Origin of the sequence: Arthrobacter sp. AL05, assembly GCF_029960715.1 — a bacterium.
Lineage (GTDB): Bacteria > Actinomycetota > Actinomycetes > Actinomycetales > Micrococcaceae > Arthrobacter.
The window spans coordinates 99,897-112,570 of the sequence record NZ_JASBRC010000005.1 but is presented as its reverse complement, the minus strand read 5'-3'; the positions used below and the strand labels follow the sequence as shown (position 1 = coordinate 112,570).

At 67.9% G+C, this 12,674-nt stretch carries 8 protein-coding genes; 2 read left to right on the top strand and 6 right to left on the bottom strand.

Translation table 11 applies throughout. From position 1 onward, the window contains the following. The first annotated feature begins 88 nt into the window (after positions 1-88). Complete coding sequence (locus QK287_RS08675) at positions 89-1,768, top strand: serine/threonine-protein kinase (protein ID WP_282359855.1); 1,680 nt, start codon at positions 89-91, stop codon at positions 1,766-1,768. A gap of 16 nt (positions 1,769-1,784) precedes the next feature. Here QK287_RS08675 and QK287_RS08670 read toward each other — a convergent pair whose 3' ends face one another. Then, positions 1,785-2,687 carry a TIGR01777 family oxidoreductase gene (locus QK287_RS08670; RefSeq protein ID WP_282359854.1) on the bottom strand — a complete coding sequence of 301 codons (903 nt, stop codon included), beginning with the start codon at positions 2,685-2,687 and terminating at the stop codon, positions 1,785-1,787. A 74-nt stretch (positions 2,688-2,761) separates the two neighbouring features. Here QK287_RS08670 and QK287_RS08665 point away from each other — a divergent pair, with 74 nt between their 5' ends. Beyond that, positions 2,762-6,313, top strand: coding sequence for a S41 family peptidase (locus QK287_RS08665; protein WP_282359853.1), 3,552 nt, complete (start codon positions 2,762-2,764; stop codon positions 6,311-6,313). Positions 6,314-6,398: 85 nt separating this feature from the next. Here the strand turns inward: QK287_RS08665 and QK287_RS08660 are convergent, their stop codons facing one another. From QK287_RS08660 to QK287_RS08640, 5 genes are all read right to left on the bottom strand, one after another. Continuing rightward, complete coding sequence (locus tag QK287_RS08660; protein ID WP_226773300.1) at positions 6,399-6,827, bottom strand: OsmC family protein; 429 nt, start codon at positions 6,825-6,827, stop codon at positions 6,399-6,401. A gap of 255 nt (positions 6,828-7,082) precedes the next feature. Then, positions 7,083-7,433 (bottom strand): hypothetical protein, encoded by a 351-nt coding sequence (locus QK287_RS08655; protein WP_282359852.1) that lies wholly within the window; start codon positions 7,431-7,433, stop codon positions 7,083-7,085. Positions 7,434-7,601: 168 nt separating this feature from the next. Beyond that, the gene (gene sucB / locus QK287_RS08650) at positions 7,602-9,347 is read right to left on the bottom strand and encodes a 2-oxoglutarate dehydrogenase, E2 component, dihydrolipoamide succinyltransferase (RefSeq protein WP_282359851.1); all 1,746 of its coding nucleotides are present in this window, start codon (positions 9,345-9,347) and stop codon (positions 7,602-7,604) included. Positions 9,348-9,473: 126 nt separating this feature from the next. Next, complete coding sequence (gene lpdA / locus QK287_RS08645) at positions 9,474-10,859, bottom strand: dihydrolipoyl dehydrogenase (RefSeq protein ID WP_282359850.1); 1,386 nt, start codon at positions 10,857-10,859, stop codon at positions 9,474-9,476. Positions 10,860-11,116: 257 nt separating this feature from the next. Next, the gene (locus tag QK287_RS08640) at positions 11,117-12,643 is read right to left on the bottom strand and encodes a leucyl aminopeptidase (RefSeq protein ID WP_282359849.1); all 1,527 of its coding nucleotides are present in this window, start codon (positions 12,641-12,643) and stop codon (positions 11,117-11,119) included. Between the last annotated feature and the right edge of the window lie 31 nt (positions 12,644-12,674).

The following is a 12,674-nucleotide window of genomic DNA, read 5'->3' as shown; positions in this document are numbered from 1 at the left end:
GGCCGCCCCGGGCGCCGATTCTGTGTCGAATCTCTCGCTCCTGTGGATAACTTCTGCAGGATTCTGCGGTCTGCGCTATTCCTAGACTATGGAAGATCACACCTGGTCTGGCACGTGTGCCCCGGCGGTTCCCGGATACGACGTCGGCCGCTGCCTGGGGCGCGGGGGCAATGCCACGGTGTGGCTGGTCAATGAACAGTCCACCGGACGCGAGTTCGCTCTGAAGTGCTTTAATGCCGGCGACGGCCTTGGCCCAAGTGAGATGGAGAACGCGGTCCGGCGCGAGATCCGGATACTCTCCGTCCTGGATCACGGGCACCTGGTGAAGGCACACGGTGTTGTCCGGCTGGACGGCGCGGCGGACGGCAGCCTGGGGCTGACGATGGACTACGCGGCGGGCGGCTCACTGGGGCAGCTTGTGGCCGGACGGGGAACGCTGGGGCCGGGGGAGACTGTGACGGTGCTGACGCCGATTGCCCAGGCCCTCGCCTACCTGCACGGTCTTGGTTTCACCCACGGTGATGTTTCACCGGGCAACGTGCTGTTCACGGCGCACGGTAAACCGCTGCTGGCTGATCTGGGGGTAGCGCGTATGGTTGCCGACGCGAGGGCTGTGGCCGGGGCCGGGACCGCGGGCTTCAGCGACCCGGCGCCGGTTGACGCCGTCCGGGCCGGACTGCAGCCGGGGCGCGACGTCTATTCGCTCGCCGCCCTGGGCTGGTACTGCCTGACCGGACACCCGCCCCAGCCCGGACCGCAGCGGCCGCCGCTTCCGTTGCTTGTTCCCGGGGTTCCGCCGGCGCTGGCAGCAGCGCTGGAATCCGGACTTCACGAGGACCGCAGGCTTCGGCCCTCCGCCGGCGAACTGGCGGCCGCCGTTCATCGCAGCGCCGGGGCGGCGCCGGTGGACCTCTCGGTCTCGGTCCACCCCACGGTCCTTCCCCAGCTGCTGACCCGCCGCACCCTGCCCGGCACGGCACGGGAGCGCCGCGTGGAACAGCTCCGGTCCCTGCCGGGCCGCTTCCGCCGCGCACCTCTCGCCGCGGCTTATCCGGCCGCGCGCCACGCGGCACGCCGCGCCTCTGGGGGCCGCGCCTCTGGGGGACGTGCGCCAGGGGGCCGCGCCTCTGGGGGCCGTGCGTCCCGGGGAAGGGTCTTCCGGACCGCCGCCGCGGCACTGGCCGTCGCCGCGGCCCTCGTCGGAGCGTGGGGTTTCGCCGGGCTTTGGGCTCCGATTCCCGGGTTTCCCCGTTCGGATGCCGGGGTGGTCCGGGACGCGGCCCCGGCATCCGCGGCCCCGGCATCCGCCGCGGCGGCATCCACCGCGGCGGACGGGGGAACTGCTGCGGTTCCCCCGGATGTGACGGCACAGCTTGCTTCGCCGGATCCCGGGGTCGCCGTCCTGGGGCTGGCGAGGCTCCGCTCGCTGGCGTTCAGCTCGGGCGACTTCCTGCTGCTGGAGCAGGTCAATGTACCGGGATCGACAGCGGCCGTGGCGGATGTCCGGATCAGTGCCCGGCTCAAGGAATCGGGCCGGGTGCTGGCCGGGTTCAGCACCGTCCTGACCCGGGTGGCCACGGAATCAGGCAGCGGCTCCGCCCGTGCGGTGGTGGCCGTCACCGCGAGTACACCCCCCTACCAGGAGCGCGGCCCCGACGGCGCGGTCCTGGCCGAGGCCGGCGCAGGGCCGGAGCAACGGCTTCGCCTGGTACTCGCGCCGGTGGCCGGACACTGGCGTCTGCAGGATGTCCTCGACGGATCCGGCTAGCGTGCGTCCGCGCTCGTCAGGACGTGCGGCCCGGTGCTGCCACCCAGGCTGCGGCCTGGGCCAACGAGGGATGCTGCCAGGCAAAACCGGCCCCGCTCAGCGCAGCCGGTTCCATACGCTGGCTGGCGAGCAGCAGTTCGTCGGCGAGTTGGCCCATGACCAGGCGCAGCACCGGCCCGGGGACGCGGAGCACCGCGGGGCGGTGCAGGGCCGCAGCCAGGTGCGCGATCAGCGAGTTTACGTCCGCGCTCTCCGGGGCGCACAGGTTCACCGGCCCGGACAGCGGGCTGTCCAGCAGGAACGCATAGGCGCCGGCAACATCCGGGAGCGTCACCCAAGGCCAGTACTGCCGGCCGTTGCCCAGCGGTCCGCCCACGCCCAGGCGCAGCAGCGGCATTAGCCTGCCCAGGGCTCCACCCGAACGGCTCAAAACGACGCCGGTGCGTGGCGTGAGCACCCGGACGCCAGCCGGAGCCTCGTGCGCGGCTGCCTCCCAGTCGACGCAGATGCGGGCGAGCACTCCGCTGCCGGCAGGGGCGTTCTCCCGGAGCACAGCCGGTCCCGCGTTGCCGTAATAGCCGGAGGCCGACTGGCTCAGGAAGACCGCCGGGGGAGTGTCAAGGCGGCCCATGGCCGCAGTCAGTGTCCTGGTGGCCCCCAGCCGCGAGCTGCGGAGTTCGTTGATGCGCGACCGGGTCCAGGGCCGGTCGCCGATGCCGGCACCGGAGAGATTGATGACGGCGTCGGCGCCCTTCAGCGCGGTGTCATCGATACGGCCTTCGCCGGGGTTCCATTGGAACTCGGACGGCGAGTCCGGCGGACGCCTGACCAGCGTGCCGACGTCGTGCCCGGCACTGCGCAGGGTGTGGGAAACGGCTGTTCCGATCAGCCCCGAGGCTCCGGCAATAATGATTCGCATGATCCATCTCACCACGTCGGGCGCAGCGGGGATACCTGCCCGGCGTGCGGGCAGGTCTTGACTATGATCGAACGATGACTTCCTCGAGTTACTTCCGGTTCCCGCATCTGCACGGCGACCTGGTCACCTTCGTGGCCGAAGACGACGTTTGGATTGCGCCCCTCGGCGGGGGCCGAGCCTGGCGCGTTTCCGCGTTGCAGCTGCCCGCCCGCAACCCCCGCTTCACCCCGGACGGCAAACGGCTGGTGTGGACGGTTGTGCAGGGAACGTCACCGGAAGTCGTCACCGCGGAGGTCGACGGCGGCGGCTACCGCCAATTGAGCTACTTCGGCCACGCCACAACCCGGGTTAAGGGCTTCACCCCCGAGGGCGACGTCCTGGTCACGAGCGCGTTCCGGCAGGCTGACAGCCGCCACACACACGCTTACAGCCTTCCCGTTACCGGCGGCTGGGCCACTGAACTCCCGCTGGGCCCGGTAGAATCCCTCGCCTTCGGCCCGGTCGTCGGCGACGAACGCCCCGTGGTCCTGGCCAGCGTGCTCTCCCGGGAACCGGCCTGGTGGAAGCGCTACCGGGGCGGCGCCGCCGGCAAATTGTGGATCGACGCCGACGGAAACGGCGAATTCGAACGCCTGGCCGCAGAGCTGGACGGCAACCTCACGGACCCGCTGTGGGTCGACGGCAGGATCGCCTTCCTGTCCGACCACGAGGGTTACGGAAACCTCTACTCCGTGCTGCCTAACGGTTCCGATCTGCGCCGCCACACTGACCACGAGGACTTCTACGTACGCCACGCGGCCACCGACGGCCGGCGGGTTGTCTTCGAATCGGCCGGTGAGCTCTGGCTGCTGCCGGACCTTGGCGCGGACGCCGTTAAACTCGAGATCTCCCTCGGTTCAGCCTCACAGGCGCGCCGCGGTGTGCCGCTGAAGCCATCACGGCACCTCGGTGACGTGGTTCCGGACCGCACCGGCAGCTCCAGCGCCGTAGAGGCCCACGGCACGCTGCACTGGCTGCGGCACAAGGACGGCCCGTCGCGCGTCCTGGAAGCCACCCCCGGCGTCCGGGCCCGCCTGCCGCGCCCCTTCGGCGCTGGCCGGATCGCCTACGTGGCCGACCACAACGGCGTTGAAGCCCTGTACCTGACGGCCATCGCGGAGCCCTTGAACGCAGGTACGCCGGACGGCGGCACCGTTTCCGGCTCGCAGCAGCCTGCGGGACTTTTGCCTGCCGCCGCGCCGCAGGAGAAAGCCGGAACTGGCGGGGAACCCGACGCCGGCCCGGCCCTGCCCCGGCCCGTTTCCGCGGCAGCACTCACACGGCCCGACGCCGTGGCAACCGTCCCGGCAGGAGCGGCGGAGGGCCCAGCCGACACCAGCTCCGAGGACACCACAGCATTGGTCGACGGAGCCGCAGCAAGGCAGCAGGAACCGGCACCCCGGCTGACCAGGCTGGACTTCCCCAAAGCGACCCGCGCCTGCGCCATCGAAGCCAGCCCGGACGGCAGCTGGCTCGCCGTCGGGACTGCTTTCGGCGACGTCTACCTTGCCGACACGCGGACCGGCACGCTCGCACTCGTGAGCAGCATCGGTGAAGGCAGCATCGAAGGATTCAGCTGGTCCGCGGACTCCGCCTGGCTGGCCTGGTCCGAGCCGGTCACCTCCTTCGGCTCCCGCAGCCGGCTGCGCATCACAGCAGTCACCAACGCCGCAGCGGAGGGCACAAACGCCATCATCGATGTCACCGACGGGCGTTTCTGCGACGAATCGCCGTCGTTTACCCCCGACGGGAAGTACCTCGCCTTCCTCTCCAACCGCAGCTTCGACCCGGTCTATGACGGACACTCCTTTGACTTGTCCTTCCCAAGCCCGATCAAGCCGTACCTTGTGGCCCTTGCCGCGGACACCGCCTCGCCCTTCGGACCAAGCGTTGACCTGCCGGAGAGCAGCGTTGCCGGCCCGGCCGACGCCGACGAAAGTGCCGCCAAAGACGTGGTTCCGGCGGTCCGGGTCGACCCGGACGGCCTCGCGCACCGCGTTATCAGCGTGCCGGTGCCGCAGGGAAACTACTCCCACCTGTCCGCCACGGAGGGGGCCCTGCTCTGGCTTGACAGCGAACTCTCCGGCGTGACAGGCGAGGGACGCGCCAGCCTGGAGGACAAGAACGCTGCACCCAGCCTTGTCCGCTTCGACTTCGCGCGCCGCAAAACCACCATCATCGTCGAAGCCCTGGACAGTTACCGGCTCTCCGGCGACGGGGAGAAGGTGGTGGTCCTGCACGAGAAGCAGATCCGCGTTTCGCCTGCCAACGCCAAGGCTGACGAGGAGTCGGGCCAATTGGTCAAGGTGGACCTCAGCCGCATCCGAGTGAAGCTTGATCCGCTCAGTGTCTGGGGTCAGGCGTTCGACGAAGCCTGGCGGCTGCAGCGCGACTTCTTCTGGACCGAAGACATGGCCGGCCAGGACTGGGACTCGGTGCACGCCCGCTACCGCCCGATCGTGGACCGGCTCGGCTCACACGATGACCTCGTGGATCTGCTCTGGGAGCTCCACGGCGAGTTGGGCACCTCGCACGCTTACGTCCGGCCGGTCGCCGTCACCGAGAACGGCAGCAACGGCCAGGGCCGCCTCGGCGCCGACCTCGCGTTCACCGGCGCGGGCTGGGAGATCACGCGAATCCTTGCGGGGGAGTCCTCCGACCCGCTCGCCACCTCGCCGCTGACCCGCCCGGGAGCTGACGCGAAAGCCGGCGACGTGCTGCTCGCGATCGACGGCGTCGAACTCACCGGGGAGCGAACCCCCGCCATGGAATTGGTCGGCGCCGCGGGACGCGCCGTTGAGCTCACCCTGCGCAACGGCGCCGGGCACGGCGACCGGGCCGGGCAGCAGCGGAGGGTGGCTGTGGTCCCGGTCCGGGACGAGGAAAGGCTGCGCTACCAGGAATGGGTGAGCGCCAATCGCCGGACCGTCCGGCAGGCCTCGCAGGGAACCTTCGGCTACCTGCACATTCCGGACATGATGGCCAACGGCTGGGCCCAGCTGCACCGGGACCTTGATACCGAAACGGCGCTCGACGGGCTGATCGTCGACGTCCGCCGCAACCGCGGCGGACACACCTCCCAGCTTGTCGCCGAACTCATTGGCCGCAAAGTCACCGGCTGGAGCATGCCGCGCGGGGAGAAGCCGCGGACCTACCCGCACCACGCGCCGCGCGGACCCGTGATTATCCTGGCCGATGAATTTGCCGGCTCCGACGGGGACATCATCACCCAGGTTGCGAAACTGCGGGGGATCGGTCCGGTCATCGGCACCCGGACCTGGGGCGGCGTCGTTGGTATCGACAACCGCTTCGCCCTGGCCGACGGCACCGGAGTAACCCAGCCCCGCTACGCCAATTGGTTCTCCGGCGGTGTGGGGTGGGGGGTCGAGAACTTCGGCGTCGCGCCGGACATCGAGGTGACCTTCCCGCCGCACGCGTATGCCGCCGGAAACGACCCGCAACTGGAATACGGCATTGGCGCTCTGAAAGAAATGGTCCAGGAACTGCCGACCGACCGCCCGCCGCTGCGCGAGGGCTACCGCCTTCTGCGGCCGGCCCCGCTGCCGGCCCGTGGGTCGGGCCACTAGGCGGCACACCCGGGTCGCCTAGCGCCCGACGGCGAAGGCCCCCGTTTCCCTGGCTGGGGAACGGGGGCCTTCGCCGTTGTTGGTACTAGGAGGCCAGGCTGGCGTCCAGGGTGATCTTAATGCCGGTGAGGGCGGCCGAGACGGGGCAACCGGTCTTGGCGTCCTCGGCGAGGCGCTGGAACTCGTCCTCGGAGATGCCGGGGATCCGGGCGCTGAGGGTCAGATGGCTGCCCGTGATCCCAGTCCCGGGGACAAACGTGACATCCGCCTTGGTGTTGACTTCCTCCGGCGTGTGGCCGGCCTGCGCGACGGCGAGGCTGAAGGCCATGGAGAAACAGGCTGAATGGGCTGCGGCGATGAGCTCTTCCGGGCTTGTCTTGCCCTCGGAGGCCTCCGCGCGCGCCTTCCAGGTGACGTCGAAGTTGCCAAGACCGGAGCTGTCCAGCGTTGTGTTGCCGGCGCCGGTCATCAAGTCGCCGTTCCATACAGTGTGTGCGGTGCGTGTTGCTGCCATGTCCACTCCTCCAGATTGTTCTTGTCCCACAGAACCGGCAAAGAGCCGGATTGTGCCGTCTCCCATCCTAGGGATTCGGCGCTGACGACGCACCGGTGTCCGCTCTCAGAGGATTGTGACCGCATTGGGGGTAAGGGGCCCGGCGCGTCCAGCGTCCCACAAGGAGTGCCGCGCCGAGGAGTGGGTTAACGAGGACGGCGACGCACCCCTGCGGGTGCGTCGCCGTTGTGGTTTCTGTTGCCTACTGCCTACTGCCTACTGCCAGAGCGTGGCAATGGCCACGTTGAGCAGCGCAAGACCGCCGACGCCGTGGGCGAGTCCCTTGCTGACCGGTTCGCCCTTTTTGTATTGGCGCCGGCCCATAAAGGCCAGGACGCCCACGGCGAGGGCAATGGCGAACTTGATGCCGAGCTTGAAGTAGTTTGCGTCCATGTCCAGGGCCGGGATCAGGCCCAGCATCACGATGCCCGTGACCAGCTGCAGGAGTGCGCCGTCGAACTGGCGGGGATGTACCGTGGGTTTTTTCATCTGGCCGATCCAGATACCAACGATCATGGCCGCGCCAATGATGTGCAGGAAGACCATGATGTTATAAACGATATTCATGGGACCAGTGTAGCCAGAGGATTCTACCGATTGTAGTAAGGCCCATCCGCCGGGGCGCCGCGCGGCCGGCGGTGGAATCGAAAACGGCGACGGCGGTGCAGGGGAGCGGTGGTTTCCCATCGCTGCCCGCACCGCCGTCGCCGTTGGTGGCCTTAGGCTTGGTGGCTGCTAAAGACCCAGGTCCGCTTCGAAGGCGCCTTCTTCAAGACGCGCCTTGAGCGTCTGCAGGAAGCGCCCCGCGTCAGCGCCGTCCACCAGGCGGTGGTCGTACGTCAGCGAGAGGTACATCATCGAGCGGATGGCCAGCGAATCATCGCCGTTCGCATCGGAGACCACAACGGCCCGCTTGACGATCGCGCCGGTGCCGAGGATGGCTACCTGCGGCTGGTTGATGATCGGAGTGTCAAACAGGGCGCCCACGGAACCGATGTTGGTGATGCTGAAGGTTCCGCCGGAGAGCTCGTCCGGGCCGATCTTGCCGTTGCGGGTGCGATCTGCGACGTCGGCGATTTTGCCGGCCAGACCGGCAAGGTTCAGGTTGCCGGCGTCGGCAATCACCGGAACCAGCAGGCCCTTGTCCGTGTCTACCGCAATCGCCAGGTGTTCGGCGTTGTGGTAAGTGATCTCCTGCTTGTCCTCGTCATAGGAGGCGTTGACCTTCGGGTGCTGCTTCAGGGCCTCGGCGACGGCCTTGGCGATGAAGGGCAGGAAGGTCAGCTTGGAGCCGTTCTGGGCCTGGAAGGAGTTTTTGGCCTTGGCGCGCAGCTTGGCGACCTTGGTCATATCCACTTCGTGGACCTGGGTCAGCTGGGTGGAGATATCCAGCGACTCACGCATGCGGCGGGCAATGACCTGGCGGATGCGCGGTGCCTTCTGCACGGTGCCGCGCAGCGAGGAAAGTTCCGCCGACGGGCGTGCCGCCGGCGCGGCGGCGGCGGGGGCCGGGGCTGCGGCGGGGGCCGGCGTTGACTTGGCTTCTGCTGCCGCCAGAACGTCCTGCTTGCGGATGCGGCCGCCGACGCCGGTGCCGGTCAACGCCGAGATGTCCACGCCGTGCTGGTTGGCCAGCTTGCGGACGAGCGGGGTGACGTAGCCGGACTCCGCGGATGAGGCTGCCGGGGCGGGGGTTTCCTGCTTGGGCGCGGCAGCCGGTGCTTCCTGCTTCGGTGCTTCCTGCTTGGGGGTTTCCTGCTTGGGCGCGGCAGCCGGTGCGGCTTCCTTGGGAGCTTCCTGCTTCGGCGCTTCGGCGGCCTGCGGAGCGGCCGCTGCCGGGGCTGCAGCCGGGGCTGCTGCAGCGGAGCCGATCACGGCCAGGACGGAACCGACCTCGGCCGTTTCGTCCTCGGCGACACGGATTTCCTGCAGGACGCCGGCCACCGGTGACGGGATCTCGGTATCGACCTTGTCAGTGGAAACTTCCAGCAGCGGTTCGTCGACCTCGACTGTGTCGCCGATGCTCTTGAGCCAGCGGGTCACGGTGCCTTCGGTGACGCTCTCGCCCAGGGCGGGAAGGGTGACTTCGTGGCCTTCGCCGTCGGAAGCGGGGGCCGCGGCGGGTGCTTCAGCCTCGGGGGCCGGAGCTTCGGCCGCCGCGGGGGACTCGGGGGCCGCGGCGGGGGCCGGGGCCTCTTCGGCGGGGGCCGCGGCGGGCGCTTCGCCCGAACCCGACGAACCGGAACCGTCGCCGATGCGCACGAGCGGTGCGCCGACTTCGGCGGTCTCGTCCTCGGCGACGAGGATTTCCTCGATCACGCCGGCGATCGGAGAGGGGATCTCGGTGTCTACTTTGTCGGTGGAAACCTCGAGCAGCGGCTCGTCCACCTCCACCCGGTCACCTACCTGCTTGAGCCAGCGGGTGACGGTTCCTTCGGTGACACTCTCACCGAGGGCGGGCAAGTTAACGGATTCAGACATGTCGTCCCCGTTCTCCTTATTGATCTTTAGTGCGGATGATTGCTGCCTTGGTCGAGCTTAGTGCACCCGGCATTTTGTGCCGGGTGCACTTCGCCCGAAGTTCTTGCGGTGATGCGGGCGGAACTGTCAGCCGTGCAGGGGCTTGCCGGCCAGAGCCAGGTGGGCTTCGCCCAGGGCCTCGTTCTGGGTCGGGTGGGCGTGGACCAGCTGGGCCACGTCCTCCGGGTAAGCTTCCCAGTTCACGATCAGCTGGGCCTCGCCGACCTGCTCGCCCATGCGGGAGCCGATCATGTGAACGCCGACGACGGGGCCGTCCTTCTGGCGGACCAGTTTCACGAGGCCGCTGGTGCCCAGGATGGAGCTCTTGCCGTTGCCGGCGAGGTTGTATTCCTGGATCTGGACCTGGTCGTCACCGAACTTGGCCTTGGCGGCCTTCTCGGTGTAGCCGACAGTCGCGATTTCCGGTTCGGAGTAGGTGACCTTGGGGATGTTGACGTCCTCGACGACTACCGGCTTCAGGCCGGCGATTTCCTCGGCAACGAAAATGCCCTGCTGGTAGCCGCGGTGCGCCAGCTGCACGCCCGGGACAATGTCACCGACGGCATAGACGTTGCCGACGCCGGTGTGCAGGCGCTCGTTGGTGATAACAAAGCCGCGGTCGATGTTCAGCCCGGCTTCCTCGTAGCCGAGGTTGGCCGTGACGGGGCCGCGTCCGACGGCCACGAGCATAAGGTCCGCCTCGAAGGTCTTGCCGTCCACGAGGGTGACCTTCACGCCGTCGTCGTTCTGCTCGACGCCCTGGAAGAAGGTGCCGGTGGAGAACTTGATGCCGCGCTTCTTGAAGGCACGCTCGAAGGCCTTGACGATCGTGGCGTCCTCGTTGGGAACCAGCGAGGGCAGGCCTTCGATGATGGTGACGTCGACGCCGAAGGACTTCCAGACGGAAGCGAACTCGACGCCGATCACGCCGCCGCCCAGAATGATCGCGCTCTTAGGGATGTAGTCCATGGTGAGGGCTTCGTCGGAGGTGATTACCTTGCCGCCGATTTCCAGCCCCGGCAGGGAGCGGGAGTAGGACCCGGTCGCGAGGACGATGTTCTTGCCCTTGTAGGCGGTCCCGTTCACCACTACGGTGTCGGTGCCCTGGAGCTTGCCCTCGCCTTCGATGACGGTGATGGCCTTCTTGGACTTGATCAGACCCTGCAGGCCCTTGTACTTGCCCGCGATGATGCCGTCCTTGTAGGCGTTGACAGCTGTGATGTCGATGCTGTCGAGCGTGACGTTGACGCCGTACTTTGCCGAATCGCGGGCGTGGTCTGCCAGTTCCGCGGAGTGCAGCAGGGCCTTGGTGGGGATACAGCCGTTGTGCAGGCAGGTGCCGCCGAGCTTGCCCTTTTCGATCAGGCCGACGGTAAGGCCGAGCTGAACGGCACGCAGGGCAGTGGCGTAGCCGCCGCTGCCGCCGCCGAGTACCAGGATGTCGAATTCTTGCGCAGTTGCCTGATCGGCCACTAAAACGCTCCCTCGCGTGAACGATGACACGGGAGTACGCATCATCTGGTCTTGGAATGTCCCTGCTGCGATTATGCCAGCGGGGCCGTTCCCTTTCATTTGTGACTACCGCAGTTCACCTTAGCGAACCACTTATACATGCTCCACCTTGCCATGGCGTTTGTGGAGGGCTTGTGTCCAGACTCACGCGCCCTGGTGAGCGGGGCGTCACGCCCTGCTCACCAGGGCGCGTGCCCGCCCGGAGTTGCGTCCGGTGCTTAGCTGGATTTGGCGAGGATGTCCTCGACGTAGGCCACCAGGGTGCGCACGGTTGAGCCGGTGCCCTGTTTGTGGTTATAGCCGTAGGGGCTGCCGTTGTTGAAGGACGGCCCGGCGATGTCGATGTGGGCCCACGGGATCTGCTCGCCGTCCTTGCCCTTGCCCACGAATTCGCGCAGGAACACGGCCGCGGTCATCATGCCGCCGTGGCGTTCGCCGATGTTGGCAATGTCGGCGACCTGTGACTCGAGGCTGGGGCGCAGTTCTTCGGGAAGCGGCATCGGCCAGACGAGCTCGCCGGCGCGGTCAGCTGCGGTCTTGAGCGCGCCGGTGACGGACTCGGAGCCCATCACGCCGGCGGTGCGGTCCCCGAGGGCGATGAGCTGCGCCCCGGTGAGTGTGGCGACATCGATGATGGCATCCGGGTATTCCTGGCTGGCGGCGACGATGCCGTCCGCCATGACCAGGCGGCCCTCGGCATCGGTGTTCAGGACTTCGACGGTCTTGCCGCCGAAGATGGTCAGGACGTCGGCGGGACGCTGCGCAGCGCCGGAGGGCATGTTCTCCGCGATGCAGAGCCAGGCGGTGGCCTTGACCGGCAGGCCCAGGCCCGCGATGGCCAGGACGGTGTTCAGTACGACGGCGGCGCCCGCCATGTCGGACTTCATATCACCCATGCCAAGGTGCGGCTTGAGTGAGATTCCGCCGGTGTCAAAGGTAATGCCCTTGCCCACGAGGGCGATTTTGGCGGTGGCCCTGGCGGGGGAGTATTCGACCTTGACCAGGCGGGGCTGCCGGGTGGAGCCCTTGCCGACGCCGAGGATTCCGCCGAACCCGTCCTTTTCCAGGCGCTTCTCGTCCCAGACGGTCACCTTGACCGGCAGGCCCTTGGACAGATCCTTGGCTGCTTCCGCAAAGGACTCGGGGAAGAGGTGGCTCGGCGGCTGGTTAACCAGCGAGCGGGTCGCGTTGACGGCCTTGCCGATCAGGGCCGCGCGTTCCAGGACCGTCTTGAGACCCTTGTCGGCCGCAAAATCCGTGGCTATCAGAACGTTTTTCACCGGTTCGTTCAGGCCGTCCGTGGATGAACGGTATTCGGTGAAGGAGTAGGCGCCCATCGCTGCGCCCTCGGCGACGGCGGCAACATCGCCGAGCGAGGTCGTCGGAAACGCCACTGTGACCGTGCCGAGTCCCGCCAGTTGGCGGACCGCCGAGCCGGCGGCGCGGCGGAGGGCTTCCTCGGTGAGCGGCTGCGATGCGGACACTTTTCCGACGCCGGCGAGCACGAGGACTTTCGCCCCTGCCTCGCCCAGGCCCGGGAGGCGGTGGGCCTGGTCCGCTGCGCCGGTGATGCCAAGAACACTCAGTGAGTCCGCGAGGGCTTCGGCGGCCTTGGCGGTCAGGGGGTTGCTCAGCAGGACGGGACCGTCGGCGCCCTGCCCCACTCCGATTACCAGGGCATCGCTGGGGGACTTCTTCAGGTCCCCTGCAACCGCACTAAGTTTGACTTCACTATTCTTGACCACGAGGACAGTCCTCAATTCTTTGAGTTTTTGT

What these genes read in the sequence shown, in the direction of transcription:
- QK287_RS08660 (WP_226773300.1), bottom strand. Translation starts at nt 6,827, where the DNA reads ATGGCAGCAACACGCACCGCACACACTGTATGGAACGGCGACTTGATG.
- QK287_RS08670 (WP_282359854.1), bottom strand. Translation starts at nt 2,687, where the DNA reads ATGCGAATCATTATTGCCGGAGCCTCGGGGCTGATCGGAACAGCCGTT.
- QK287_RS08655 (WP_282359852.1), bottom strand. Translation starts at nt 7,433, where the DNA reads ATGAATATCGTTTATAACATCATGGTCTTCCTGCACATCATTGGCGCG.
- QK287_RS08675 (WP_282359855.1), top strand. Translation starts at nt 89, where the DNA reads ATGGAAGATCACACCTGGTCTGGCACGTGTGCCCCGGCGGTTCCCGGA.
- sucB (WP_282359851.1), bottom strand. Translation starts at nt 9,347, where the DNA reads ATGTCTGAATCCGTTAACTTGCCCGCCCTCGGTGAGAGTGTCACCGAA.
- QK287_RS08665 (WP_282359853.1), top strand. Translation starts at nt 2,762, where the DNA reads ATGACTTCCTCGAGTTACTTCCGGTTCCCGCATCTGCACGGCGACCTG.